Source organism: Euzebya rosea (assembly GCF_003073135.1).
Classification (GTDB): Bacteria; Actinomycetota; Nitriliruptoria; order Euzebyales; family Euzebyaceae; genus Euzebya; species Euzebya rosea.
In genome coordinates this window covers 52132-77519 of sequence record NZ_PGDQ01000022.1, presented here as the reverse complement: position 1 = coordinate 77519, position 25388 = coordinate 52132, and the positions used below count along the sequence as shown (strand labels likewise).

At 71.0% G+C, this 25388-nt stretch carries 22 protein-coding genes and 2 tRNA genes; 15 read left to right on the top strand and 9 right to left on the bottom strand.

Features of this window, described 5'->3' with window-relative positions:
• Nucleotides 1–120: 120 nt before the first annotated feature.
• The 3 genes from CUC05_RS22325 to CUC05_RS22315 are packed head-to-tail and all read right to left on the bottom strand — an operon-like array spanning nucleotide 121 to nucleotide 3699.
• Complete coding sequence (locus CUC05_RS22325; RefSeq protein ID WP_240606309.1) at nucleotides 121–1617, bottom strand: alpha/beta hydrolase; 1497 nt, start codon at nucleotides 1615–1617, stop codon at nucleotides 121–123.
• A 31-nt stretch (nucleotides 1618–1648) separates the two neighbouring features.
• Nucleotides 1649–2485, bottom strand: coding sequence for a CheR family methyltransferase (locus CUC05_RS22320; RefSeq protein ID WP_108668355.1), 837 nt, complete (start codon nucleotides 2483–2485; stop codon nucleotides 1649–1651).
• Nucleotides 2482–3699 carry a protein-glutamate methylesterase/protein-glutamine glutaminase gene (locus CUC05_RS22315; RefSeq protein ID WP_205712495.1) on the bottom strand — a complete coding sequence of 406 codons (1218 nt, stop codon included), beginning with the start codon at nucleotides 3697–3699 and terminating at the stop codon, nucleotides 2482–2484. The genes CUC05_RS22320 and CUC05_RS22315 overlap by 4 nt, the downstream gene beginning before the upstream one ends.
• Nucleotides 3700–3915: 216 nt before the next feature.
• Here CUC05_RS22315 and CUC05_RS22310 point away from each other — a divergent pair, with 216 nt between their 5' ends.
• Entirely contained in the window at nucleotides 3916–5565 is a 1650-nt protein-coding gene (locus CUC05_RS22310; RefSeq protein WP_157965889.1) for a methyl-accepting chemotaxis protein, read from the top strand.
• 105 nt (nucleotides 5566–5670) lie between these two features.
• On the opposite strand, the gene CUC05_RS22305 is transcribed toward CUC05_RS22310, so the two are convergent.
• Nucleotides 5671–5759: transfer RNA gene (locus CUC05_RS22305), tRNA-Ser, on the bottom strand.
• Between the two features lie 169 nt (nucleotides 5760–5928).
• On the opposite strand from CUC05_RS22305, the gene CUC05_RS22300 reads away from it, so the two are divergent.
• The 3 genes from CUC05_RS22300 to CUC05_RS22290 all read left to right on the top strand — a co-directional run bounded on the left by CUC05_RS22300 (nucleotide 5929) and on the right by CUC05_RS22290 (nucleotide 8117).
• Nucleotides 5929–7503, top strand: a complete 1575-nt coding sequence (locus CUC05_RS22300; RefSeq protein ID WP_108668352.1) for a hypothetical protein — start codon at nucleotides 5929–5931, stop codon at nucleotides 7501–7503.
• 59 nt (nucleotides 7504–7562) lie between these two features.
• The gene (locus CUC05_RS22295) at nucleotides 7563–8015 is read left to right on the top strand and encodes an SRPBCC family protein (RefSeq protein ID WP_157965888.1); all 453 of its coding nucleotides are present in this window, start codon (nucleotides 7563–7565) and stop codon (nucleotides 8013–8015) included.
• A 15-nt stretch (nucleotides 8016–8030) separates the two neighbouring features.
• Nucleotides 8031–8117, top strand: a tRNA-Ser gene (locus CUC05_RS22290).
• Between the two features lie 85 nt (nucleotides 8118–8202).
• Here CUC05_RS22290 and CUC05_RS22285 read toward each other — a convergent pair.
• Nucleotides 8203–9246 carry a 1-aminocyclopropane-1-carboxylate deaminase gene (locus CUC05_RS22285; RefSeq protein ID WP_108668350.1) on the bottom strand — a complete coding sequence of 348 codons (1044 nt, stop codon included), beginning with the start codon at nucleotides 9244–9246 and terminating at the stop codon, nucleotides 8203–8205.
• A 30-nt stretch (nucleotides 9247–9276) separates the two neighbouring features.
• Here CUC05_RS22285 and CUC05_RS22280 point away from each other — a divergent pair, with 30 nt between their 5' ends.
• The 4 genes from CUC05_RS22280 (at nucleotide 9277) to CUC05_RS22265 (ending at nucleotide 13841) form a co-directional block, all read left to right on the top strand.
• Nucleotides 9277–9924: a GntR family transcriptional regulator gene (locus CUC05_RS22280; protein ID WP_108668349.1), complete on the top strand. Its 648-nt coding sequence runs from the start codon at nucleotides 9277–9279 to the stop codon at nucleotides 9922–9924.
• Nucleotides 9921–12278, top strand: coding sequence for a transketolase-like TK C-terminal-containing protein (locus tag CUC05_RS22275; RefSeq protein WP_108668348.1), 2358 nt, complete (start codon nucleotides 9921–9923; stop codon nucleotides 12276–12278). Before CUC05_RS22280 ends, CUC05_RS22275 begins: the two co-directional genes overlap by 4 nt.
• Before the next feature lie 64 nt (nucleotides 12279–12342).
• On the top strand, nucleotides 12343–12756 hold the full coding sequence (locus tag CUC05_RS22270) for a hypothetical protein (RefSeq protein ID WP_157965887.1): 414 nt from the start codon (nucleotides 12343–12345) through the stop codon (nucleotides 12754–12756).
• Nucleotides 12757–12839: 83 nt separating this feature from the next.
• A complete protein-coding gene (locus CUC05_RS22265; RefSeq protein ID WP_108668346.1) occupies nucleotides 12840–13841 on the top strand; it encodes a 2-hydroxyacid dehydrogenase in 1002 nt (333 codons plus the stop codon).
• Nucleotides 13842–13897: 56 nt separating this feature from the next.
• On the opposite strand, the gene CUC05_RS22260 is transcribed toward CUC05_RS22265, so the two are convergent.
• A complete protein-coding gene (locus CUC05_RS22260) occupies nucleotides 13898–14383 on the bottom strand; it encodes an SRPBCC family protein (RefSeq protein WP_108668345.1) in 486 nt (161 codons plus the stop codon).
• Nucleotides 14380–14727 (bottom strand): ArsR/SmtB family transcription factor, encoded by a 348-nt coding sequence (locus CUC05_RS22255; protein WP_108668344.1) that lies wholly within the window; start codon nucleotides 14725–14727, stop codon nucleotides 14380–14382. Before CUC05_RS22255 ends, CUC05_RS22260 begins: the two co-directional genes overlap by 4 nt.
• A 214-nt stretch (nucleotides 14728–14941) precedes the next feature.
• On the opposite strand from CUC05_RS22255, the gene CUC05_RS22250 reads away from it, so the two are divergent.
• The 4 genes from CUC05_RS22250 (at nucleotide 14942) to CUC05_RS22235 (ending at nucleotide 18684) form a co-directional block, all read left to right on the top strand.
• On the top strand, nucleotides 14942–15769 hold the full coding sequence (locus CUC05_RS22250; RefSeq protein WP_108668343.1) for an HD domain-containing protein: 828 nt from the start codon (nucleotides 14942–14944) through the stop codon (nucleotides 15767–15769).
• A gap of 70 nt (nucleotides 15770–15839) precedes the next feature.
• Nucleotides 15840–16208, top strand: a complete 369-nt coding sequence (locus CUC05_RS22245) for a VOC family protein (protein ID WP_108668360.1) — start codon at nucleotides 15840–15842, stop codon at nucleotides 16206–16208.
• Between the two features lie 5 nt (nucleotides 16209–16213).
• A complete protein-coding gene (locus tag CUC05_RS22240; RefSeq protein ID WP_108668359.1) occupies nucleotides 16214–17152 on the top strand; it encodes an ADP-ribosylglycohydrolase family protein in 939 nt (312 codons plus the stop codon).
• 95 nt (nucleotides 17153–17247) lie between these two features.
• Nucleotides 17248–18684, top strand: a complete 1437-nt coding sequence (locus CUC05_RS22235; RefSeq protein WP_157965886.1) for a lysyl oxidase family protein — start codon at nucleotides 17248–17250, stop codon at nucleotides 18682–18684.
• A gap of 115 nt (nucleotides 18685–18799) precedes the next feature.
• Here the strand turns inward: CUC05_RS22235 and mbp1 are convergent, their stop codons facing one another.
• Nucleotides 18800–19039, bottom strand: a complete 240-nt coding sequence (mbp1, locus tag CUC05_RS22230; protein WP_108668341.1) for a microaggregate-binding protein 1 — start codon at nucleotides 19037–19039, stop codon at nucleotides 18800–18802.
• Between the two features lie 163 nt (nucleotides 19040–19202).
• Here mbp1 and CUC05_RS22225 point away from each other — a divergent pair, with 163 nt between their 5' ends.
• The 3 genes from CUC05_RS22225 (at nucleotide 19203) to CUC05_RS22215 (ending at nucleotide 23989) form a co-directional block, all read left to right on the top strand.
• Nucleotides 19203–19937: a flavodoxin family protein gene (locus CUC05_RS22225; RefSeq protein ID WP_108668340.1), complete on the top strand. Its 735-nt coding sequence runs from the start codon at nucleotides 19203–19205 to the stop codon at nucleotides 19935–19937.
• Nucleotides 19938–19977: 40 nt separating this feature from the next.
• A complete protein-coding gene (locus CUC05_RS22220; protein ID WP_108668339.1) occupies nucleotides 19978–21195 on the top strand; it encodes a hypothetical protein in 1218 nt (405 codons plus the stop codon).
• Between the two features lie 175 nt (nucleotides 21196–21370).
• Nucleotides 21371–23989, top strand: coding sequence for a cell wall-binding repeat-containing protein (locus CUC05_RS22215; RefSeq protein WP_108668338.1), 2619 nt, complete (start codon nucleotides 21371–21373; stop codon nucleotides 23987–23989).
• 72 nt (nucleotides 23990–24061) lie between these two features.
• Here the strand turns inward: CUC05_RS22215 and CUC05_RS22210 are convergent, their stop codons facing one another.
• Complete coding sequence (locus CUC05_RS22210; protein WP_108668337.1) at nucleotides 24062–25381, bottom strand: phenylacetate--CoA ligase family protein; 1320 nt, start codon at nucleotides 25379–25381, stop codon at nucleotides 24062–24064.
• Nucleotides 25382–25388: the final 7 nt, after the last annotated feature.

Below are 25388 nucleotides of genomic sequence, written 5' to 3'. Positions count from 1 at the left end.
GCACGGGAAGCCTCCTGATGAACTTGCTGCTTTGGACAGCTGCAAGCCTCAGGGGGCTTCACCCATTCACCGTCGAACCTCCACCAGACCCCCCTTCACGACGAAGACCCGGGTAACCCCTCACCCCAGCCGGAAGTCGACCACCCGGTCCGTGGCGCACGCGTCGTTCATGGGCCGGGTGGGCCGTCGCAGGAACTCCGCGACGATGGCGATGGTGCAGTTGTCGACGTCGTGGACCCGGTGACCCGCGCCGTCGACCTGCACCACCTGCCCCCGCGGCATGCGCGCGGCCACGGCCGCCCCCCACGACGGGGGGCTGAGGGGATCGAACTCGCCCGTCAGCACGAGGGTCGGCACGTCGCGGGCGATGGGGTTGCCGGCCTCGGGCCCCGCCGGGGTGACATCCCAGATGCCGCAGGCGACCCGCACGGCGGTGACGTCCTCGGCCACCGCAAGCCCGACCGGTCCGAGCCCGTCGAGGTCCGGCCCGTTGCCCGCCAGCGGCAGCTCGTCGGCGCAGTCACTGGACAGCAACACGCCCTCGGCGAAGGGTGAGTCCGGCACGGTCGCACCGCCCACCGCAGCCTCCTGCAGCCGGACCATCGCCTCCGCAGGGTCCTCCACCGCAACCGACAGCGCCGCGGGGACGGCGGCAGGCCCGTCGGCCCCGCGCATCGCGGCCACGACGGCGCGCACGAGGTCGGTGCCGCTGACACCGGGTTCGGTGTCGACACCGCTGGAGGGACGGTCGAGGTCGCGGACCAGCTGGTCGGTCGGTTCGCGCAGCTCGCCGAACGCGGCCGCGCACGCGGGCGTCTGTGCGCACTCGTCGAACAGCCGGTTCAGCGCCGCCTGGGCGTTCGCCGGCCGTTCGGCGTACGCATCGACCTCCGGCGGCAACGGCGAGTCGAGCACGAGGGACTGCAGTCCCTCGGGACGATCGCGCAGGGTGGTCAGGGCCACCCGGGCGCCGTGGCCGATGCCGAGCAGGTGGTAGCGGTCCAGCCCCAGGGCCGCGGTGACGTCCACCAGGTCAGCGGCCATCGTGCGCGTCCGGTGGGCGTCGAGGTCGATGCCGAGGTCCACGAGCTCCCTGCGGCAGTCCTGCACCAGGTCCGGGGGCAGCGCACCCGGCGCAGGCGGCACACCGCAGTCCAGGGACGGGAAGGAACGGCCGGCGCCCCTGCCGTCGAGGAGGACGACCTCTCGGTCCGCACGCAACGGCGAGGAGGCCCATGCGAGCAGCTCCACGGTCATGGCGTCCCCCGGACCGTCGGCGAGGACGACCAGGGGGGCACCGAACGGACCCTCCTCGCGGGGTGTCGTGACCGACAGCCGCGCCCAGGCCAGCTCGACCACCGGGCCCGAGGGGTCCTCGCGCCGTTCGGGGACGACCACGACCCCACAGTCGACCCCCTCCAGCAGGCTCGGGGCGGGCGTCGCGGCCTCGCTGGACAGGGGCTCGAGGGCGCAGGTCGTGCCGATCAGCTCGGGCTGCGCCAGCGTCCCGTCCGCCGTGTCGTCGGCGTCCTCGACGACCGACGGGCTCGGCACGACCGCCCCCTCGATGTCCCCCGCGGGCACACAAGCGGTGGCGAGCAGCAGCAGCACGGCCATCCAGCGCACAGGCGCATGATCGCACGTCGACCTATGACGGTCGGTACCACACCGATCGACCCAGCGTGACCCGACGGAACGGCGAGTCGGTGCCCACCGTCGTCTCGGATCCGCCGAGCGCCAGGTAGCCGTCGTCGGACAACCGCTCGCGGACACCCAGCAGGACCCGGCGGGTGATGTCGGGGTCGAAGTAGATCAGCACGTTGCGAAGGAAGACGAGGTCGCACCGTGGGACAACGTCCCAGGACCCGACGAGGTTGTGCCGTTCGAACCGGACCAGGCTGCGCAGCCGGGAACTGGCCTGCCAGCCGTCACCAGTGGGGACGAAGTGCCGCTCCCTGAGCACCGACGGCAGGCCCCGCTCGACCTCGACCTCGGAGAAGATGCCGTGCCGTCCGCGTTCCACCATGGAGGGCGACACGTCCGTGGCCAGCAGGTGGACGTCCCACCTGGCCAGCTCGGGGAACTGGTCCAGCAGGATCATCGCGATGGTGTAGGGCTCCTGCCCGGAGGATGCCGCGGCGCACCAGATGGTCAGCGTGCGCTCGTGCCGTCGACGCTCGATCAGGTCGGGCAGGACGTGGTCCTTGAGGCCGACGAAGGGGTGGACGTCGCGGAAGAACGAGGTCTCGTTGATCGTGAGCGCGTCCACGACCAGGGCGACGAGGGCCGCCGACGGTCCCGCACGGAGGCGGGCGAGGAGTGCGTCGAGGCCGTCGAGGCCCGCGGCCTCGACGACCGGCCGCAGCCGTGCGGCGACCAGGAACTCCTTGCCGTCGGCAAGGGCGATCCCCGCATGCTTGCGCAGGACGCGACGGACCACCTCGATGTCCGCCGCACGCAGCGCCGATCCGACGAGGACCGTCATCGGCTGACCCCAGCAGGGCGGGCCCCGACGGTCAGCGGGCGCGGCTCGGAGGTGTCGGTGACGCGGCCGATGGTCGTGGCGATGTCCCGCAGCGGCAGGACCTGCTCGGCAAGGCCGGCCCGATGGACGGCGCCGGGCATGCCCCACACGACGCTGCTGGCCTCGTCCTGGCAGATGACCATCCCACCGGCCTGCTGGACCCGTCGTGCACCATCGAGGCCGTCGATGCCCATCCCGGTCAGGACCACACCGATGACCCGACGGTCGAAGATGTCCACCGCCGAGGCGAACATCGGGTCGGCGGCGGGCTTGCAGGACTGGACGGGGGGGCCGTCGTCGAGGGCGAGCACGACCCGACCGTCATCGGCCGCACGGAGGAGCATGTGGGAGCCGCCCGGTGCCAGCCAGACCTCCCCGGGGCCGGGCCGGGCACCGTCGTAGCCCTCCCTGACCCGGATGCCCGACTGGCCGTCGAGGCGTTCCGCCAGCAGCCGCGTGAACAGCGGCGGCATGTGCTGGGTCACGAGGACGGGCACGTGGAGGGTCGGGGACAGGAGCGGGACGAGGGTCTGGAGGGCGTCGGGTCCTCCCGTGCTGACCGCAACCACCACGACCTGGGGCCTGAAGAACATGCGCGGTGTCGGACGGGATCGGCCGCTGGCCATCGGGGACGGCGACGATGCACCAGCAGCCGCCGCCGTGACGGGCACGGCAGGCGATGGAGGACGCATCGTGGTGACACGGGACGGAGGTGCGGCGACGGCAGCGGTCGGCGGCGTGCGGCGCGCCCTGCGGCGGTCCACCAGCGCCTTGATCCGCGGGGTCAGCTCGGCCATGACCTGCTCGGCGGTCTGTGCGAACGACCCGGTGTTGGACGGTTTGGTGACGTAGTCGTCGGCTCCCTTGGTCAGGGCGTCGAGTGTTGCGGTCGCGCCCCGGGCCGTGAGCGTGGAGAACATGATGACCGGCAGATCGGGGTGCCGTCGCTTGAGGTGCTCCAGCGTCTCCAGCCCGTCCATGACCGGCATCTCGATGTCGAGGACCACGAGGTCCGGTGCCTCCCGCTCCACCGCGGTCAGCGCCTCGCGACCGTTGGCTGCCTCACCTGCCACGACCACACCCGGGTCCAGCTGGATGATCTTGTGCAGCAGGCGGCGGATCAGCGAGGAGTCGTCGACGAGCAACACGCGGTACGGGTCCGGTGCAGTCGTCACGGTGTCTCCTTGCAGGTTCACAGCGCCGTCTCGGCCGCAGGGATGGGACAACCAGCATCGGCGGCGGACCGTCGCTCCTGAGCACATTCGCTGACTCCTCGTTCGGCTAAGTCCATGCGTGTCGTGGCCGATCGGGGCAGTGCACGCCACACCGTCGGCTCGACCGCTGGTCGCGGCCTCACCGTCAACGAGCAGTCGTCCAGGAGGACTCCCCCCATGAAGTCAGTGTTCACCCGCCTCGGCGGACTCTCGCTGCGTGCGCAGCTCCGGCTCCTCGCCGGCCTGCTCATCGTCGCCGGACTGGCCACCACCGTCGCGGCCGAGGTCGGCGCACAGCACAGCGCCGACAGCTTCGAGACCGTCGCCGAGATCACCGCGCCGGCCACCACCCTGCTGATCAGCACCGACCGCGACGCCTACCAGGCCCAGCTCGCCGTGACCTACTTCGCGATGCTGAAGGACAGCTCGCTCGAGGCCGAGCTGACGCCGCAGGCCCTGGCGGACTTCGAGGAGAACGCCGCGCAGACGCTCAGCCGGTTCGAGGAGTACCAGGCCGTCGCCTTCGGCACCGACGCCGAGGTCGCCGAATGGACCCCGTACCTGGCCGCCAGGCAGGCCTGGCTCGACGCCGCCCAGACCGTGCTCGACGCGCCCGACGGCCCCACGGCCGAAGCAGCCCTCCCCCAGGTGGGCGAGCTGTTCACCGCCATGCGTGATCGGCTCGACGCGATCCAGGAAGGTGTCTACGAACCGATCGTCGCCGACCTGGCGGACGTCCAAGCCGCCCAGCGCGCCGACAACCAGCGGCTGCTGGCCGTCGCCATCGTGGTCTTCGTCCTCACCGGCATCGCCGTCTCCTGGTTCCTGAGCAACGCGATCAGCCGTCGTGTGGCCAAGAACTCCCGTTCGGTGCAGGGTGCGACCCAGGAGCTGGTCACCGTCAGCGACGTGCTGTCCAGCACCGCCGAGGAGACGTCCGGCCTTGCCGGCGTCAGCGCCACCAGCGCCGAGGAGCTGTCGGGGCACATGCACAGCCTCGCGGCCGCCGTGGAGGAGATGGGTGTCTCCATCGGAGAGATCAGCCGGTCCACGACCGAGGTCAACGGCATCTCCGCCAACTCCGTCGAGCTGGTCGGCAACGCCCTGGACCGCGTCGGCGTGCTGGACGAGTCCTCCAAGCAGATCGGCAAGGTCGCCGAGGTCGTCACCGCGATCGCCGAGCAGACCAACCTCCTCGCCCTCAACGCCACCATCGAGGCAGCACGTGCAGGCGAGGCCGGCAAGGGCTTCGCGGTGGTCGCCAACGAGGTCAAGGAGCTGGCCAACGAGACCGCGCGGGCGACCGGCGAGATCAGCGCGCTGATCGATCGCATCCAGGACGACTCCCGCGAGGTCGGCACGGCCATCAACGGCATCCACGACACCATCGAGAAGGTCAGCGCCCTGCAGGCCTCCGTCGCCTCGGCCGTGGAGGAGCAGTCCATCACGACCAACGAGATCGGCCGCACCGTCGGCTACGTGTCGGACCGCGCGACCGCCATCACCAGCTCGGTTCGCTCCGTCGCCGATTCCGCTCGTCGGTCCGCCCGGCTGGCCGAGACGACGCGGAGCACCTCCGACGTGCTGCGCGATGTCTCCTCGTCGCTCAACCAGCTGATCGGCGGCGGCCAGCCCGTCACGACCGCCCGGGTCGAACCCGCCCCGACCCCAGCCCCGGTCGTCCCAGCGGAGGACCACGAACGACGGACCCTGGAGGCCATGGAGGCCGAGCTGGCAGAGGCCCTCGACAGCTTCACCGGCCTCGCCCCGACCAGCGGATCGGCCAACCGGGTCAACGGGCACGGCGGCTCGAACGGGCACGACTGAGCAAGCCCCCGCCGGACAACACCAACGCCGGGCCTCGACATCGGGATCATCCGACGTCGGGGCCCGGCGTTCGTTGTCTGGCGTCACGGCGTCCCGTGACCGAAGCGGAGGCGGAGGGATTCGAACCCTCGATGGGGGTTAACCCAAACTTCATTAGCAGTGAAGCGCACTAGACCTGGCTATGCGACGCCTCCAAGTGGAGCGGGGAGTGTACCGGTGTCGGCCACGAGGCGAAACCTGACGGTTCCCGCGGCGACTGCCCAACCGATCAGGAACTTCGTTCAAGTCGTGCCCACGACGTGTCGATGAAGAGCGGTACGGATCCGCCACGGACGGCGGACGTCGGTCAGGAAGGTGGCACGGATGCAGATCGGCAGCGGCACGTTCGGCGTGCGCAGCGCCACCGCGTACCAGTTCACCCGTCGCACCCCTCAGCAGGTCGCCCCCAGCGACGACACCCTGCGCACCCAGCTCCGTCGCGTCGACGAGGAGATCGAGGACCTCCGGGCGCTGTTGCAGAAGACCCGTACCCGTGGCGCTCGCGCGTCCGCAGCGACCATCCGCGGCACGAACCCGGTCATGCAGGCCACCGGCGACAGCGCAACCCTCCGCTCGCGCGTCGAGGTCAACACCGAGGCCACCCAGCTGTCGACGAGGACCCCCCAGTGGTCGGCGCCCACCGGACGCGACGTGACGATACGGGGACTGTGGGAGGGCACCACCGACGAGGTCCTGACCTTCACCGTCACCAGCAACGACGGCCGGTCGATCGACGTGACCGACGCCAACGGCGACCGGGTCGACAGGTTCAAGCTGCATCCCGACTCCACGCGCGACCGCACCATGAAGGTGCTGAACGGCGACCTCACCGTGGAGTTCGCCGGAGGGGTCGAGCTGCAGAGAGGCGACACCTTCACGCTGGAGGTGTCCGCAAGCACCGACGGGGCCATCGATCCCGACGATCCGTTCGACGGGGTGGGCCTGTCGAGCCCTCGGTTCGAGGAGGGGACCGTCATCCGCGACGGCCAGTTCCTCCTGAACGGCGTTGCCGTGGCGGTGAACGCCTCGGACTCCCTCAACGACGTGCTGGCCCGCATCGAGGCGACGGTGGAGGGGGTGAGCGCGTCCTACGACGCGGCGACCGAGCGGGTGTCGATCACCACCCTCGCTGACGGGTCCGACACACACCTGGAGATCAGCGACGACACCTCAGGCCTGATCGCCGCCCTCAAGCTGGACCATCTGGGACGAGCCACCGGCACCGATGGGCCCCAGGACGCGCCGATGGCGACGATCCCCCAGTTCCAGTCGGTGACAGCAGGCACCATCTCGGTCAACGGGGTCGAGATCGGCCTCGATCCGGCGACCGACAGCGTGGCCGACATCGTCTCCCTCATCGACGCCCTGGAGGACGTGTCCGCCCGCATCGAGGACGGCGGCGGGGTGGTGATCACCGGCAGGGCCGGTGCGGACATGACGCTGCTGGACGGGGGCACGGGGTTCTTCGAGGCGCTGGGCGTCGAGGTCGGCGTGCACGCCGGACGGCAGGCCAAGGGGCGGCGGCTGTCCGACCTGGCCGCCAGGAAGATCGCCGCCGAGGTCAGCCAGCTGCGCGAGGCGCTGGACGCCCTGCTCGACAACGAGGGCCTGATCGGGAACGTCGCGGACATGCGGACGCGCATCGGCGTGGCCGTCGAGGTGGCCCTCCGCGACGCCGAGGGGGTGGGCGACTTCGCGTCCTTGACCGCCTTCGACGACTTCGATGCCGACAAGGTGCGCAGCCGGGCCCGCGTCACGCGCGAGCTGCGCCACGCCTACTCCGACGTCCGCACGCTGATGCTGGGCGAGTCCCGACGGACGGGCGGCTTGCTGGACCAGCTGGCCGACATCGTCGACGACGGCCTGGCCGCGATCGACGGCTTCGACACCCGGGTCTGAGTGCACAACGCCACGAGGCGTTACGCTGCGCGAGCAGTCGATCTCGAAGGGCCGAAGCGTTGGCGCAAGCGCAGGAACAGATCCTCATCAACAGACCGGTCGAGCAGGTGTGGGCCTTCCACTCCGACCCGACCAACATCCCCCGGATCAGCGTGAACACGACGCGCTACGAGCCGAAGGGGCCGATGGCGCTCGGATGCCGGATCATCGGCGCGACGAAGGTGGTCGGCAAGACCGTCGAGTGGGAGGCCGACGTGGTCGAGTACGCCCCACAGCGCGGCTACCGACTACGCAGCGTCGTCGCCCCGCTGCAGTGGGAGCTGGCGTACAGCTACCGGCCTATCCAGGGCAAGACGATGGTCATCGCCGAGCAGACCGCATTCGGCCTCAGCGGCTTCTTCGGCCGGATCAGCGAGAAGTTCATCGTCATGCGCTACCGGCGTGACCTGTCCAGGAACCTCGCCAACCTCAAGCAGATGGTGGAGGAGCTGCCCGCGCCGACCGGGCAGTAGACTCCTCCCTCCTTCGGAGACGTGCCCGAGCGGACGAAGGGAACGGTCTTGAAAACCGTCGAGTCAGCAATGGCTCCGTGGGTTCGAATCCCACCGTCTCCGCGCACCCTGCTTGGCTACGCCTGCGCAGGGGTCGTCGGCTGATGTCGTTGCGGAACCGGCATCCGGGCCGGCGCTCGGCCACGGGTCAGTGCGACAGCTCGCGTTCCGGGGAGCCGAGACCGGGGAAGCCGGCGTAGGCGGGTAGTGCGGGCTGGCCGCCGAGGTGGCAGTACAGCACGCGTGACCCGGCGGGGATCTCGCCGGACCGGACCATGCCGATGAGGCCGGCCATCGACTTCCCCTCGTACACCGGGTCGGTCAGCATGCCCTCGGTGCGGGCGGCCAGGTGGATGGCCTCGACGGTCGTCGCGTCCGGGATGCCGTAGGCCGGCCCCTCGTAGCCGGGCACGACGGTGATCTCGTCGTCGCGCAGCGGCCGGCCCAGCTCGATCGCCTCTGCGGTGCTGGTGGCGATCCGGGTCACCTGGTCGACGGTCTTCTCCAACGTCCCCGACGCGTCGATCCCGAGGACCCGACGGCCGGGGCGGTCCGACAGCGCGAAGCCGGCGATCATGCCGGCGTGGCTCGACCCCGTCACGGTGCAGACGATCACGGTGTCGAAGAACGTGTCCAGGTCGGCCTCCTGCGCCTCGACCTCGACCGCCCAGCGGGCGAACCCGAGGCCGCCGAGGGGGTGGTCCGACGCCCCGGCCGGGATCGGGTACGGAGTGCCGCCGGCATCGCGAACCGACTGCAGCGCCCGCTCCCACGAGTCGCGAATGCCGATGTCGAAGCCGGCCGGGTCGATGCGCACGTCGCCGCCCATGATCCGGGTCAGCTGGATGTTGCCGACCAAGGCGTAGGCCATGTCGTTGTAGTCGACCCAGCCCTCCTGCACCGTCACGGCCTCGAGCCCCAGGTGCCGGGCAACGCCGGTCACCTGCCGGGTGTGGTTGGACTGGATCCCCCCGATGGACACCAGCGTGTCGCAGCCCTTCTCCAGCGCGTCGGCGACCAGGTACTCCAGCTTGCGCACCTTGTTGCCGCCGAAGGCGATACCGGAGTTGCAGTCCTCCCGCTTGGCCCAGATCTCCACCTCGCCGCCGAGCGCGTCGCTCAGGCGGGGAAGCGGATGCAGGGGCGAGGGGCCGAAGAGCAACGGGGTGCGGGGGAAGTCGTCGAGTGCCATGTCGACGCATGATCGTATACGATTATTCGTATGTCAACCGTCGATCGCGTCCAGGGCCTGCTCGTGGCCGACATGCTCCGGGGATCGCTCGCCCCCGGGTCGTGGATCCGCCAGGACGAGCTGGCCGACCGCTTCGGGACCAGCAAGATCCCGGTCCGCGAGGCGCTGCAGCGGCTCGCCGCCATGGGGCTGGTCCGGTTCGAACCCAACCGCGGGGCCGTCGTGCCCGAGCTGACCGCAGCCGACGCCGAGGAGAACTACGGCCTCCGCCTGGCGATGGAACCCCGGCTGCTGCAGCAGGCCCTGCCGAACCTGTCGATCGTCGACCTGGCCGAGGCCGAGCTGGCCCTCTCCGACGAGGGGTCGCTCACCGAGGCCAACTGGCGGTTCCATCGGGCCCTCTACCGTGCCTCGGGGTGGCAGCGGGGCCTGGCGATGGTGGAGATCCTCAACGCCGCGGTCGCGCCGTACGTCCTGCTGTACACACGGGGGCTGGGCGGTGAGCGACACTCCGACGCCGAGCACCTCGCGCTGCTGGAGGCCTGCCGAGCCGGCGACGCCTCCTCCGCGACCGAGCTGCTGCACCTCCACCTGACCGCGGCGTCGACCGCGCTGATCAGCTACCTCGACCAGACCACGTCACCCGACCAGACCTCCAGCAAGGACGACACCCGATGAGCCAGCCGCGCCCCCACGAGCCGCGTCCCGACCTGACCACGCTGGCCGAGATCGAGCAGCGCGTGCTCTGGTTGGCCACCCGCATCATCGACCACGCCAACAGCCGCGAGAAGGCCGACATCAAGGTGGGCGGCCACCAGGCCTCGTGCGCCTCGATGGTGTCGATCATGACGGCCCTGTGGTTCGGCCACATCGATGGCAGCGACAAGGTGGCGGTCAAGCCGCACGCGTCGCCGGTCTACCACGCCATCAAGTACCTCACGGGCGAGCTCGACCGGTCCTACCTGGCCACCCTCCGTCAGCGCGGCGGCCTGCAGGCCTACCCCTCGCGGACCAAGGACCCCGACGTGGCGGACTTCTCCACCGGGTCGGTCGGGCTGGGGGCGGTGGCACCGCTGTTCTCGGCGCTGACCCGCCGCTACACCGACTCCCACTTCGGCGAGCAGGACGGCTCGCGGTTCATCGCGCTCGTCGGCGACGCCGAGCTGGACGAGGGCAACGTGTGGGAGGCCATCGCCGACCCGGCCACCCAGGGACTCGGCAACTTCACGATGGTCGTCGACCTGAACCGGCAGAGCCTGGACCGGGTCATCCCCGACATCGCCGCCATCCGGCTGAAGCGCTTCTTCGCCGACGCCGGCTGGCACGTGGCCGAGGCGAAGTACGGCGCCCGCCTGACCGCCGCGTTCGGGCGGACCGACGGCGATGCCCTCCGGGCCCACATCGACGGGATGTCCAACGAGGCCTACCAGCAGCTGTTCGGCCTGGCCCCCGCCGACGTCCGCACGGCCTTCCTCGCCGGGGCCGGCGATGCCGTCCACCGGATCGCCGACGAGCTCGACGACGACGCCCTGACCAGCCTCGTGACCGACCTCGGCGGGCACGACCTCGGCCTGCTGCTGGACACCTTCGCCGAGTGCGATGCCGAGGTCGACCGTCCGTCGGTCGTCTTCGCCTACACCATCAAGGGCCACGGCCTGCCCATGGCCGGCGACCCGATGAACCACGCCGCCCTGCTGCCACCGGAGCAGATCGCGGAGTTCCGTGCGCGCCTGGGACTGGACGAGTCGACCGAGTGGGACCGCTTCGCCCCCGACTCAGACGCCGGTCGGCTGTGCCGCGCCGTCGGTGGGGAGATCAACAACGCCCCGCCCGCGTCCCGCCCGGCCCTGCCGATCCCCACGGCGTCCCGGCGGGTCGTCACCAAGGGATCGCAGTCGACCCAGGAGGCCTTCGGCCGGGTGCTGGCCAGCCTCGCCGACATCGACGAGGTCGGCGCCCGCATCGTCACCACCGCCCCCGACGTGTCGATCTCGACCAACCTCGGCGGGTGGATCAACAAGCGCGGGGTCTACGCCCACACCGAACGCGACGACCACGGCGGCGCCGACCGGCTGCTGAAGTGGGCACCCGGCCCCACGGGCCAGCACATCGAGCTGGGCATCAGCGAGATGAACCTCTTCATGCTGCTCGGCCAGCTGGGCCTCAGCCACGACCACCACGGCCAGCACCTGCTGCCCGTCGGCACCGTCTACGACCCGTTCGTGCTGCGTGGCCTCGACGCGCTGATCTACGGGGTCTACAACGACGCCCGGTTCGTCGTCGCCGGTACCCCGGCCGGGGTGACCCTCGCCCCCGAGGGCGGTGCCCACCAGTCCACGATCACCGCGTCGGTCGGGGCGGAGCTGCCGAACCTCGACTACTCCGAGCCGGCCTACGCCACCGAGGTCGACTGGCTGCTGTGCGACGCGCTCACCCGCCTCGGCGACGACGACGGTCGCAGCGCCTACCTGCGGCTGTCGACGCGCCCCATCGACCAGGCCCCGTTCGCCGCGGCGCTGGAGACGATGGGCGAGGAGCGGCTGCGCGCCCACGTGCTGGCCGGCGGGTACCGGCTGGTCGACGCCGGCCCGGACGACCGGCCCGGCGTGACCATCGTCACCACCGGGGTGATGGCACCCGAGGCGCTGGAGGCCGCCGCCGAGCTGGACGCGGAAGGCGTGCAGGCGAGCGTGGTCCACCTGACCAGCCCCGACCGGGTCTACCGCAGCTGGCGGGCCGGCTTCGCGCAGGCCGTCGCGACCGCGCGGGTCGTCCGCGAGCCGAGCCACCTGCACCGGTTGATCCCACCGTCGGAGCGGCGCCGTCCGATCGTCAGCGTGCACGACGCGGCCAGCCACAGCCTCGCCTGGCTGGGGTCTGCGGTCGGCACCAGGCAGTACACCCTCGGGGTCGACCGCTTCGGCGAGTCCGGCACGATCGCGGACCTGCACGAGATCGCCGGCATCAACACCGGCAGCATCGTCAACGCCGCCCTGATCGCCGTGACCGAGGACGTGGACCAGCCGGCGTAGCCGTCGGCCACCGACCCGGGCGGCGCCACGTTGGGCCGCGTGGCCCCCCGGGTAGGCCATGGCCATGTCCCTCCCACTCCCCCGCAGGCTGTCCACCCTCCCGGCCGACATCATCCGGGTGATCCCGGAGATCGCCGCGATCCCCCGTCTGCTGGCCGACCTGCGCGACGAGCTGCAGTCCACCCGCGAGTCCCTGGACGCCACCCGGGCGGTTGCGGAACGGGTCGAGGCCCGGGCAGTCGAGCTCGACGCCCACGCCATCGAGGCCATCGGGGTGATGCGCGAGGGGCTGGAGGAGCTGGCCGGCGGCCGCGAGGACCTGTCCCGGATGGAGGTGTTGACGCGGGACGCGATGGACCGGATCGACCAGGGCCGCGCGCTGCTGGACGACGTCAACGGCCACCTCCCGGCGGTGGCCGAGGCAGCGGAGGGACTGGCCAGGGTCGAGGACACGCTGGGGTTGATCGACCGGTCCTGACACCGACCGGCGGGGCCGATCGGCCTCCAGGCAGCAGGCCCATCGACCGCTCGCACAGCCGGCGGGCACGAGAGGATGCCGGCATGCGCATCGCCGTGTTCAGCACCAAGCCCTACGACCGCACCCACCTGTCGGACGCCAACGCCCAGCTCGACTCGCCGCACGAGCTGACCTTCCTCGAGGCCCGGCTGACCGCCGAGACGGCGACCCTCGGTGGCGGTCACGACGCCGTCTGCGTGTTCGTCAACGACGACGCCTCCCCGGCAGCGCTGGACACGCTGGCCGACGGCGGGGTCCGGCTGGTCCTGACCCGGTCGGCCGGCTTCAACCACATCGACCTCGACGCGGCCGACCGGCTGGGCATGGCCGTGGCCCGGGTGCCGGCCTACTCCCCCTACGCCGTCGCCGAGCACGCCGTGGCGCTGCTGCTCGCCCTCAACCGCAAGCTGCACCGCGCCTACAGCCGCGTCCGCGACCAGAACTTCTCCCTCGCGGGGCTCGAGGGGTTCGACGTGCACGGCAAGACCCTCGGCATCGTCGGGACGGGCACGATCGGCACGGTCTTCGCCCGCCTGATGCGTGGGTTCCACTGCGAGGTACTGGCCCACGACCCCTATCCGAACGAGGAGATCCCGCGCCTTCGCGGCACCTACGTCGAGCTCGACGAGCTGCTGGAGCGGTCCCACATCGTCAGCCTCCACTGCCCCCTGACCGCCGACACCCACCACCTGCTGGACACCGCGGCGTTCGCACGCATGCCGCAGGGAGCGCTGGTGGTCAACACCTCACGCGGCGGGCTCGTGGATGCCGCCGCGGCGGTCGAGGCGCTGAAGTCCGGCCACCTCGGCGGCCTGGCGATCGACGTCTACGAGGAGGAGGCGGACCTGTTCTTCGAGGACCACTCCGAGGAGGTCCTGACCGACGACACCTTCGCTCGGCTCCTGAGCTTCCCCAACGTGCTCGTCACCGCCCACCAGGCCTTCTTCACCACCGAGGCACTGCAGAACATCGCGGGCACCACGATCGGCAACGCCACCGCCTTCGAGACAGGCGCCGGCGACCTGCACGTGGTCCCCTCCGGCTGAGGAACCGCCGGACCCCCGTCCTCGAGTCGGGACGGGGGTCGGGGGCGGCCGCCGTCCTACTGGCCGACGAACAGCTCGTCGAGCCGTTCGTAGCTCTCACTCACGCCCTGCTCCATGCCCGAGGCGATGAAGGCGTCCCGATCCTCGAAGGACTCCACCAGCGACGTGCTGGTCAGCCTGGTCCGGCCGTCGACGAGGTCCTCGAGGACCAGGGTCTCCAGCGCCACGCTGTCGGGCATCCCCTCGAAGGTGAAGGTCTGGACGATCCGCTCGTTCGAGCGGACGTCGTGGAAGCTTCCATGGAAGGCGTACTCCTCGCCGTCGCGGGCGTGGATGTAGCGGTACTCCCCTCCCCGGCGGCAGTCCCACGTGTCGATGGTCAACGTCAGGTCTCGGGGCCCGAGCCACCGGACGACGAGGGCGGGGTCGGTGTGGGCGGCGAAGACCCTGTCGGGCGGGGCATCGAACTCCCGGATGATCCGGACGAGCGGCACGTGCTCGTCGACGATGATCTGGGTGTCGTTGGTTCGGACGCTGGTCACGGTGTGTCTCCTGTGCGGTCTGGGTCGGTCATGTCGGCGAGGACGTCATCGAGACGGCGGTACCGGTCCTCGGCCTGCCTGCGGTACCGCTCGATCCACTTGGTCATCAGGTCGAACACCTCCGCCTCCAGGTGCACCGGCCGTCGCTGCGCGTCGCGGCGACGGCTCACCAGCCCGGCGTCCTGCAGCACCTTGACGTGCTTGGAAACCGCCTGGAGGGTCACGTCGTAGGGCTCGGCGAGCTCGTTCACCGTCGCGTCGCCGTCGGTGAGGCGGGCCACGATGTCCCGTCGGGTGGGATCGGCGAGCGCCGCGAACACCTTGGACAGCTGCTCGGCCGTCACGTCCGTCCTCTCGTTGTTCAACCATGTGGTTGAACACAAGCTGACGGACCGCAGTCGCGTTGTCAACCAGCTGGTTGAGAACAGTTCGACGTGCGACCGTGAGCGTCCCTCTGCGGCTGGGTAGGTTGGCGATCGACGTCAGCCCCGAGCCGAATCGAGCGCCACGTGTCCGAGCAGTTCTTCGCCGACGCCGTCGAGACCACGGGGGCCTGCCGTGGCTGACGAGACCGATCCGCACCTCGTCCTGGGCCCCCGGTTCGCCGACGCCGTGGCGCTGGCCGCCGAGCTGCATCGCGACCAGTCCCGGAAGGACTCGGGCATCCCGTACGTGTCCCACCTCCTGGGTACGGCGTCGTTCCTCGTCCAGCAACCCGGCTGCACCGAGGACGAAGCCATCGCCGCACTGCTGCACGACGCCCTGGAGGACCAGCCGGACCGCATCGACGCCGCGGGCATCGCCGCGCGCTTCGGCGAGGACGTCGCACGCATCGTGGTCGACTGCACCGACGCCGACACCCATCCCAAGCCCCCGTGGCGCCATCGCAAGGTCGCCTACCTGGCCCACCTGGAGACGGTACCCGAGCCCAGCCTCCGGGTGTCGGTTGCCGACAAGCTGCACAACGCCCGCGCCATCGCCAGCGACCGACTGCTGCTGGGCGACGACCTGTGGCGGCGGTTCAACGCCCCACCCGTGGCCCAGCGCTGGTACCTGCGGTCGCTGGCGGAGGTGTTCTGCCGGCGCCTGGGCAACGACATCGCCACGCTGCTGGACCACACCGTCGCGGAGGTCACCGACGACCTGCCGACCGACATCGACCTGCAGGACAACCCCGAGCGCCCGCCCTGGGTCGGCGCGGACGCGATCACCGCGTCGCTGTCGTCGCTCGACCATGCCGGCGAGGCCCGGTTCCCCGGGCAGCCGGTCCCCGTGGGCCTGACGGCATGGACATCGGAGGACGGTCGCTGGTGGATCGAGCAGGTCGACGCAGGCGACCCGCATCGTCCGCTGACGGTCTTCGTCGCACCCGTCGACGGCAGCTGAGCCGCCTGCGAGGATCGACGGCATGGACGATGCCCCGTTTCCCGACCCACCCGCCGAGCTGCCCAGCACCCTGGAGCTCGGCGCGTTCTCGATCTCGCTGGCCGTGGCCGACCTCGATGCGTCCCGACGCTTCTACGAGGCGCTCGGGTTCGTCGTCACCGGTGGTGACGCCGACGAGGGCTGGGTGATCCTCAAGAACGGCGAGAGCACCATCGGGCTGTTCCACGGCATGTTCGAGCGCAACATCCTGACCTTCAACCCGGGCCTGACCAACGGCATGGCGAAGCTGGAGTCCTTCACCGACGTGCGGGTCATCCAGGAGCGGCTGCAGGATGCCGGCCTGACCCTGACGACCACCGCCGACGGCGAGGCGGGGCCGGCCAGCATCACCCTGACCGATCCGGACGGCAACGACATCCTGATCGACCAGTTCTTCTGATCGTGATGCCCCAAGCGGACACCCTCGAGGATCGCATCGCCGGGGCAGTGGTCGGGGGTGCGGCCGGCGACGCCCTGGGTGCCGGCTACGAGTTCACCGTCCCCACGGCCGACGAGCCGATCGAGATGCGCGGCGGCGGGCCGTTCGGATTCGCCCCCGGCGAGTGGACCGACGACACCGCCCAGGCGGCGGGGATCCTCGGCGTGCTGGCGTCCGGCTCGACCGACGTCCTGGCCATCGGCCAACGGTTCCTCGACTGGATGGCCGGCGGACCCAAGGACGTCGGTGCCTCGACGGGCGCGGTGCTGCGTCACGCCGTCACCGCCGACCGGCTGACGGCGTCGGCGGCGGAGTACTTCGCCCGGAACCCGCGGGGCGCGGCCGGCAACGGCAGCCTGATGCGGACCTCCCCGGTGCCGTTGCCCGCCCTGGGCGACGACGCCGCGATCGTTGACCTGGCCACGCGCGTCAGCCTGCTGACCCACGGCGACCCGCTGGCCGCCGAGGGCTGCGTCATCTGGTCCATCGCGATCGACCGGGCGGTGCGCCACGAGGTGCTGGACGTCCGTGCCGGCCTGACGCAGCTGCCGGCGGACCGTGCGGCATGGTGGGCCCAGCGCATCGACGACGCGGAGGCCGGCCCGCCCAAGCGGTTCGGGCAGGGCAACGGGTTCGTCGTCACGGCGCTGCAGGCGGCGTGGTCGGCGATCGTCCACACCCCCGTCCCCGAGGACCGGCCGAAGGGGCACCTGCCGTCGACGCTGGAGGCCGCCGTGCGGATCGGGCACGACACCGACACGGTCGCCGCGATCGCCGGTCAGCTGCTGGGCGCCCGATGGGGCGCGTCGGCGGTGCCCGACCGGTGGCGTGGGATGCTGCACGGCTGGGGGGCCGATGGCGCCGAGGACCTGGCACGGATGGCGCTGCAGGCCGCCGGGCGCTGACCGGCCCTGGACCGGGCCCCGCGTCACGAGACCGTCATCGAGACGTAGCACAACGAGGGCAGGTCCGGTCCTCGCGGGAGACGAATGACGTGGACATGCGTACGACCACCCTCCTGTCCTGCCTGCTCCTCCTCGCGATGGTGGCCCAGCCCGCCCTCGGCGAGGACGACGGCCACACCGAACACCGCCACCTCGGCACGGTCGAGTCCGGCCCGGTCGGCCTGCTCGACGGGAAGGTGCCGGCCACGTTCTGGGAGACGCCGTTCTTCACCTGCGACGGTGAGCCGTCGGCGGCCAACGTGTCGGCGCCGCCCACGTGCGACGACGGGCTGGTGTTCACCTGGTCGGTACAGGTGGCGGAGTCCACCAGCCAGCTGCGCGTGGACTTCGACAACCCCTACCGCCAGGACGACTTCAGCCTGACCGTGACCGGACCGGACGGCGAGACGGCGACCCAGGCGTCGCACAACACCTACTCCGAGGGAGTGGCCTTCGACGCCCCGACGGTGGGTCGATGGACGATCGAGCTGACGCCGATCCGCACCGCCGGCACGATCGTGCGCCTGCGGGCGGGCCTGGCGACCCCCACGGAGCCCGAAGGCGAGCTGCTGCCCAACCTGCGGGTCACCCCGCCGTTCGAGTTCGGGTTCGCCGCCCCCATCAACCCCGCCAACTCGATGTTCCTCGCCGGCGACGACCAGAACCCGCCGGTCGTCGTCGACGGCCAGCCGTTGTACTCGTGCACGGCCGACGAGGTGCAGGAGGCCAGCGATCCCACCCGAAACGACGACCCGACCCTGCTGACCCGCTGCCTGCGCTTCACCGCAGGACCGCACAACGTCGGCGACGGCCACTTCGACCTGCGCTTCCCGATCCTCGACCGCGCGATCAACGACCGGGACCGGCTGGTGGAGATGACCCAGGTCGTCCACCACAGCGACGGCACCACGACCGAACGGGACGCCGGCAGCTACGAGTACCACGCGACCCACGGCCACTACCACTACACCGACATCCTGTTCTACGAGCTGCTGTCGGTCGACGACGCGGCCGGCACGGTCGCGCCAGCCGGGGTCGGCCACAAGTCCGGCTTCTGCCCCGCGGATCAGGGCTACGGCGACTGGGAGGCCTTCGACCAGGACGAACAGGGCGCGCTGGGCGCACAGCAGTCCGGCAGCTGCTTCGCGATCGCCGGCGACGGCGCCATGGGCATCACGGCGGGCTGGGGTGACTTCTACCGCTGGCAGCGGCCCGGGCAGTTCGTGGACTTCTCGGGCCAGCCGGACGGCACCTACGTGGTGCGGGCGACCGTCGACGTCCTCGACAACGTGCAGGAGACCGACGACACCGACAACGCCTCCTACGCCCTGCTGTCGATCGAGGGCAACGAGATCACGATCCTCGAGCGTGGCCGAGGGTCCTCCCACCTCGACCCCGACAAGGTCGTGATGCAGGACAACCGCGGGCAGTACCCGGAGGCATGGCTGGTGGGTGGCGCCACCCCCGACCAGCTGCAGCTGCTGCCCCGCTGACCGGGGTCGGACGTGACGAGCCCGCCGGGGCGGGACGTGCGCCGGCGGGCTCGGGCTTCCTCGAGGGGTTGGGTCCCAGCGCTGGGGGTTGGGTCCCAGCGCTCAGGGTTGGGGCCTAGCGCTGGTGGAGGCGCTGCTCGGCCTCGTGGGCGTCGGCCTCCGCGCGGGCCTTCTCGGCCTCCGCTTCCTTCTTGACCACGTCGCGCTGGGCTTCGGCCTTGCGCTGCTGGGCGGCGCCCTCCTGCTTCAACGACTCGTCGTCGGTGATGATGCCGGCGGCCTCCTTCAGCTTGCCCTTGGCGTCCTCGACGACGCCTTCGATACCGGTCTTGGTGTTCTGCTCGTTGCTGGACATGTCATCGTCCTCGGTCGGTGCGGGTGTGGTTGCCCTCGGGGATGGGGATGCCCTGTGACGTCGGGCTTCACACCGTCCGATCGTCCGATTTCCCACACCCGGGTTCCGCCGGCATCCCGGCGGGTGTAGACCCGGAGGCACGCGGCCCACACAGGAGTTCCTCATGCCCACCCCTCCCGCCAGCTACGACGACCTGTCTGCGGTGTACCTCAACTGCTCGTTGAAGCGATCCAGCGAGAAGTCCCACACCCAGGACCTGATGGACCGGTCCATCGCCATCATGGAAGGGGTGGGGGTCGGCTGCGAGACCATCCGACTCGCCGACCTCGACATCGCCTATGGCGTGTATCCCGACATGACCGAGCACGGCTGGGACACCGACGCATGGCCGGAGGTGCAGGAGGCGGTCATGGCCGCCGACATCCTCGTCATCGGCACCCCGATCTGGCTGGGCCAGCACTCGTCGGTCTGCAGCCTGGCCATCGAGCGGCTGTACGGCTGGTCCGGGAAGCTCAACGAGCAGGGCCAGTACGCCTACTACGGCCGCGCCGGTGGCTGCCTGGTCACCGGCAACGAGGACGGCATCAAGCACGTGTCGATGGGAGTGCTCTACTCACTGCAGCACCTCGGCTACACGATCCCACCCCAGGCCGACGCCGGATGGATCGGCGAGGTCGGGCCCGGCCCCAGCTACGGCGACGTCCCCGAGGGCGGCGGCACCCCCGCCGGGTTCGACAGCAACTTCACCAACAAGAACACCACGTTCATGACGTGGAACCTGCTGCACACCGCGCGCATGCTGAAGGACGCCGGTGGCATCCCTGCGTACGGCAACCAGCAGTCGGCGTGGGCCGACGGCGAACGGTTCGGCTTCCCCGACAACCCCGAGTACCGCTGATCACCTGACCCTGCCCTTGCCGGCCGCGATACTGCCCCCCATGGGACACGGAATCGTGGTGGACACCGATGCGGGACCGATCAAGGTCGATGCGCGCGACGTCGCTGACTGGGAGGGGCGCGCGATCGGCGACCCCGACGACCCGGTCTGGCGGTCGATCGCCGAGCGGTACGTCGACGCGCACCCCCGCCCCTCCGCACGGTTCAGCGACGGCCAGCGTGTCGCCATCCTGCGATGCCTGGCGGCAGGCCCCGCCGACACCAAGTCGGTGCTGCGGGCCATGCGCCAGGTGGGCTGGGTCGGCGCCAGCGACCTGGAGAACCGTCTGCGTGACCTGCGGGCCACCGGCAAGCGGGGTGGTGACCATGCCGCCGCGCTGCCCGTGGTCAGCGACGGCGACGTGCACCGGCTGACCCAGCCGCTCCCGCTGCTGGACGACCTGCAGCGCACGGCGCTCGGGCACCTCAAGACCCTCGTCGCCCGCCAGCCGACCCCGCTGGTCGGCCACGCCATGCAGGTGCTCGACGGGCTGCTGCCGGGCGTGGGGGCCACGTCCGGGGCCGTCGGCAGCCGCACGATGCGCCTGGGCACGGCGGACATGCAGCGCTTCGAACGTGCACGGACGACCCGCACGCCGGTCACCGTGGAGTACCACTCGATGAACTCGGGCCGCACCAAGACCTACCTGCTGGTCCCCGTCACCTACGTGCCCACCGGCCCGGCGATGAAGGCCATCTGCGTGGAGGTCGACGACGACGGCACCCCGGGCGAGGAACGCCAGTTCGCCCTCGAGCGCATCCAGCGCGTCCGGGATGCGGACATGCCCCCGCTCGCCGAGCCGGTGCAGCTGCGCACCGAACCGCTGCACCTGGTCGTCATGCACGACCTCTACCGGATCATGGCCGATCGCAACCAGTTCAACATCAGCCAGTTCGAGGCGCGCGAGCTGCCGGACTCCGACCACTGGGAGGTCTACGGCGAGTTCCCCGTCGTCCTCGGCTGGGACGTGATGGAGCAGATGTGCGCCTGGGCAGGCAGCGTCGTGGTGTACCAGCCCCTCTGGCTGGTCAACGCGGTGATGCGTCGGCTGCAGGCCGGACTCGCGGCCATGCAGGACAGCGAGCTGCGGCTGGAGAAGCCCCGCCCGGGGGAGGCCTTCGACGACCTCGAGGACGCGCTGTACCGGGTCGAGCCGGACCCGGGTGTCGAGCGAGTCGGCCCGACCAAGCTCGCCCCTCCCCAGCAGCGGCTGCGCTGACCAACGGCGCGCTGACGAACGGGCGCTGACGCCCCCGGGACTGGTATCGGATGTGCACGCGGCACGTATCAGGTCCGATGTGCGAGGATCACGTATCGGCGACGGGCACGAGGGTTGCCCGTTTCCGGACGTCCTTGTCCGTGATCGCCGGTTTCGTACCCCGAGGGAGCCAGACATGTCTGCATCGTTGTTGTCCACGCGAGTCCGAGGCGTGGTGATCCTGTTGGCGGCCCTGCTGGTGCTGCCGCTGGCGATCCCCGCCGCCGCCGATGTCAGTGACACCATCTCGGTGATCAAGGAGGGCGAGACGCTCGACACCGTCGAGATCGTCTCCCGCCTGGCCGAGGCCACCTTCGACGGCCCCACCCAGCGGGTGCTCATCGGCCGCGAGGACCAGTTCGCCGACAACATGGCGAGCGCGGTCATGCAGGCCGAGGCGCCCCTGCTGCTCGTGCCCACGGAGGGTCCGATCTCCCAGCGCGTGCGCGACCTGCTGGCCACCTACGACCCGTCGGAGGTCGTGCTGCTCGGCGGCGAGGCGGCCCTGTCGGCCGATGTGGAGCGGGAGCTCGCCGCGGACTACCAGGTGACCCGTCGGTCGGGCCCCACCCGCTTCGAGACCGCCATCAACATCGCCGAGGTCGAGGCGCCCACCGCCAACACGGCCCTGCTCGCTCGTGGCTTCGCAGCCGAGGGCAGCACCGATGCGTCACAGGCGTTCGCGGACTCCCTCGCTGCCGGCGGGTGGGCCGCGGACGAGGGGTGGCCGATCCTGCTGACCCCCACCGACACCCTCCCGGGCAGCGTGCGGGCCTACCTCGAGCGGTCCTCCATCGACACGATGATGATCATGGGTGGCACTGCCGCGATCTCCGAGACCGTCGAGAACGAGCTCGAGGAGATGGGCATCGCCACGACCCGGGTCGCCGGCCCGACCCGCTTCGACACGGCCATCGCGGTCGCGGAGATGCGTGGCGTGGACAACGCCAGCGACGCCGGCCGGGTCATCCTCGTCGAGGGCCAGGCCGAGGACGCATGGGCCGGGGGCTTCGCCGCTGCCGCCCACTCCGCGGAGTTCGACGCCCCGATCGTGCTTGCCAACGGCGACGGCCTTCCGGGCTCCACGACGGACTTCCTGACCCCGCCCGGCGGGTTCGCCCAGACCGACTTCTTCGACAACGCGGTCCTGACCTGCGCGACGCTGCCGTCCACGTGCGAGCTCGCCCGTGTGACCCGGGGGCTGCCGCCACAGGCGGACGTCACCTTCACCCCGGCCAGCGGCGCCACCATCCCGGTCGGCAGCACCGTGGAGATCGCCATCGTCGGCGAGAACGCCGAGGCCGGCACCGCCACCGGTGACTGCATCGCCGACACCCCGGTGTCCGGCACCACCGACGTGGCCATCGCCGGTCCTCCGACGACGTCGTGCGTCGTGACCGTGACCCTCGACCTGCCCGGCGGGTCGACCCAGGTCGACACGGCCACCTACACCATCGTCCCCGCCGACGGCGGCATCCTGACCGCCAACCTCGGCGAGGCCTACGCCTACGTCCCCGGCCTCGAGGAGGTCCTGGTCACCATCGGCACCGACGACACGTTCCTCGTCGACGGGCAGCCGGCCAGCGAGGCGGTGTTCCTGCAGCAGGCCACCGTCGGTGACGTGGTCAGCAACAACGGCAGCGGGTTCGCGCAGGGGGGTGTCGAGCACTCCCTGGTCAACATCGACCCGCTGGACTACACCAGCGGCGTCGTCGGCAACGTGGACCTCATCGGCGGACAGGCCGACATCATCGAGCCCGTGTCGGGCGTGGAGCTTCGAACCTTCGACCTGCCCGGCGGGCTGTACACCGTCGACGGGGTGAACGCGCCGCTGTCCAGCCTCGAGGAGGACATCAACGAGGGTGACACCGTCGTCCTCGGTCAGACCGCGGCCGAGGTGCCGACCATCGACCTCACCAACGCCTCGGTGTCGGGCCCGGTCTTCGACTTCGCCACCTTCGACGGGTCCTTCGGCCTGCAGATGCGCATCGACTCGGGCGGGCTGCCGGACTCGCCGATGCTCGGCGACGTGCCCTTCCACAGCAGCGACCTGCGGTTCGAGGCCAACGACGGTCCGTCGTACGACTACGAGGTCGACGGCGTCGCCGCGGACTACTCCCAGTTCGACCTCGCGCTCAGCGAGGGCGACGTGCTGACCTACTCGCGGCAGGACGACGTCGAGGTCTTCAGCCTGGTCAACGCGATCGCGGCTGGTACCACCGGTCTGGCGACCCAGTTCTACGACCTCAGCGACGCGGGGCAGGTCGACCTCCTGGTTCCCGGCCAGGGCCCGGTCACGCGGACCATCGACCTGACCGGTGGCACGTACGTCGTGGACGGTGTGCTGTCGACGATCGGTGACCTGCAGGAGGCCTGGTCGCCCGGTGACCGGGTGACGGTCGTGCCGGCCTCCAGCGAGACGCCCCAGCGGGTCGAGCTGGTCAACCAGTTCCTGTCGGGCAGCCCGACCGACGTCCAGACGGCCGCGACGTCGCCGTCCTACGACGTGGTGACGGCCGACGGCACCGTGTACAACGACCTGCCGTACACCGGCGACCCGTTCCGGGACGGCGGTAGCGTCCAGAACCGCTACTACGTCGACGGCACCGAGGTCACGCCCGACGTGTTCGAGACCGCGCTGGCGGACGCCGATCCCGACGTCGCGACCATCGAGGTCAGGCGGGCCGGCGACGACCTGCCGGGGGGCGGGACCGTCGGCGTCGCCAACCAGCACCGCCTGGCGCCCACGGGCTGATCGGCAGCGGATCGTCGTTGGAGAGGGGCCGGCCCACGGGCCGGCCCCTCGTGCGTCCGGACTCCCCCGCGTTCAGTCCGTCGAGTAGGGCACGACCTTCGCACGGTCCGTCGGCACGGCGACGACGGCGATCGGGCTGCCCGGGAAGAGCTCGCCGAGGAGGGTCAGGGCGCGTGTGGCGTCGGGGCCGTCGGGGTCGTCGAGCCCGAGGATCAGCCCACCGTCGCCGTCCTGGTGGAGGGTGAGGCGTGGCAGCGCCAGGGGACGCAACGCCACGGTGACCGAATGGCTGTTGACCCGACCGCCGTCCAGGGTCCTGAACACCACGACGGGCCTGCCCTCGACGTCGTCCAGCACGGGTGCGGTCGCGTCCGGCGTCCAGCGGAGGGTCGCCCGGTCCCCGGTGCGGTAGCGGACCAGCGGCAGGGCACGGTTCATCCCGCCGGTCAGCACGATCTCACCCTGTTCGCCCTCCGCTGTCGGCGATCCGTCCGGCCGCAGGGTCTCCACGAACAGTCGTGGCTGCACCAGCCGGTGGGGTCCACCCGCGGTCGTCGACACCGCGACCGGTCCCGTCTCGGTCAGCGACAGCACGTCCAGCACCGGTGCGCCGAACCGTGTCTCCAGCCGTTCGCGCAGCCCCGCCGACAGCGCCGACGCCGTCGACACCAGCAGCTGTGGGTGGATGGACGGATCGAGCTCCAGCAGCACGTCGAAGGCCACCGGGTCGCCGGTGATCACCCGGGGGTCGTGGTCGGCGAGGAACGTGCCGATGTCGGCGGGTGTTCGCCAGCGATCGGCGTGCAGGGAGATCTGGGCCGTCAGGGTCCCGGTGGTCGAGGACCACGACGGGATGACGTAGCCCCCGACCTCCTGGCTGATGACGGTGACCCAGTCGAGGTGGTCCGGCCTGAGGTCGACGTCGACGATCCAGGAGGCGGCATGGCGCAGCAGCGGGTAGTAGGAGGCGGTGGTGACCGGGTGGCTGGGGACCGTCATCGGTGCGCTGGCCGTCCCGGAGGTCGAGTAGGCCAGCAGCTCGTCCAGGGCGATGTCGTCGGGGACGTGGGCGGCGGGGTCGGCGGCCAGGTCGGATCGGCTCGTCGGGGTGATGTCGCCGAGGTTCGGCGGCCGGGGTCCGCGTCGGGCGAGGGCGGGGACGTGGCCCCAGATCCGCTCGAGCCACGGGTCCAGCCACGCCGGCTGCCGGCCGGGGTGCCACGCCGGGGGGTGCGTCCTGACGAGGGCGGCGAAGGCCTGCACCTCGCGTCGCATCGCCGGGGTCAGGCGATCCTCCCGCGGGTGGGTCCAAATCGGGGAGCCGGGCGCTTCGACGAGCGTCCGGTAGGCCTCGGCCCCTGACGGGGTGATGTGGTCGGGCAGGGTGCTCATCGGCGAC

Coding starts and splice junctions, on each gene's coding strand:
- CUC05_RS22325 (WP_240606309.1), bottom strand. CDS start 1,617: ATGGCCGTGCTGCTGCTGCTCGCCACCGCTTGTGTGCCCGCGGGGGAC.
- CUC05_RS22320 (WP_108668355.1), bottom strand. CDS start 2,485: ATGACGGTCCTCGTCGGATCGGCGCTGCGTGCGGCGGACATCGAGGTG.
- CUC05_RS22310 (WP_157965889.1), top strand. CDS start 3,916: ATGAAGTCAGTGTTCACCCGCCTCGGCGGACTCTCGCTGCGTGCGCAG.
- CUC05_RS22300 (WP_108668352.1), top strand. CDS start 5,929: ATGCAGATCGGCAGCGGCACGTTCGGCGTGCGCAGCGCCACCGCGTAC.
- CUC05_RS22285 (WP_108668350.1), bottom strand. CDS start 9,246: ATGGCACTCGACGACTTCCCCCGCACCCCGTTGCTCTTCGGCCCCTCG.
- CUC05_RS22280 (WP_108668349.1), top strand. CDS start 9,277: ATGTCAACCGTCGATCGCGTCCAGGGCCTGCTCGTGGCCGACATGCTC.
- CUC05_RS22275 (WP_108668348.1), top strand. CDS start 9,921: ATGAGCCAGCCGCGCCCCCACGAGCCGCGTCCCGACCTGACCACGCTG.
- CUC05_RS22270 (WP_157965887.1), top strand. CDS start 12,343: ATGTCCCTCCCACTCCCCCGCAGGCTGTCCACCCTCCCGGCCGACATC.
- CUC05_RS22265 (WP_108668346.1), top strand. CDS start 12,840: ATGCGCATCGCCGTGTTCAGCACCAAGCCCTACGACCGCACCCACCTG.
- CUC05_RS22240 (WP_108668359.1), top strand. CDS start 16,214: ATGCCCCAAGCGGACACCCTCGAGGATCGCATCGCCGGGGCAGTGGTC.
- CUC05_RS22235 (WP_157965886.1), top strand. CDS start 17,248: ATGCGTACGACCACCCTCCTGTCCTGCCTGCTCCTCCTCGCGATGGTG.
- mbp1 (WP_108668341.1), bottom strand. CDS start 19,039: ATGTCCAGCAACGAGCAGAACACCAAGACCGGTATCGAAGGCGTCGTC.
- CUC05_RS22225 (WP_108668340.1), top strand. CDS start 19,203: ATGCCCACCCCTCCCGCCAGCTACGACGACCTGTCTGCGGTGTACCTC.
- CUC05_RS22220 (WP_108668339.1), top strand. CDS start 19,978: ATGGGACACGGAATCGTGGTGGACACCGATGCGGGACCGATCAAGGTC.
- CUC05_RS22215 (WP_108668338.1), top strand. CDS start 21,371: ATGTCTGCATCGTTGTTGTCCACGCGAGTCCGAGGCGTGGTGATCCTG.
- CUC05_RS22210 (WP_108668337.1), bottom strand. CDS start 25,381: ATGAGCACCCTGCCCGACCACATCACCCCGTCAGGGGCCGAGGCCTAC.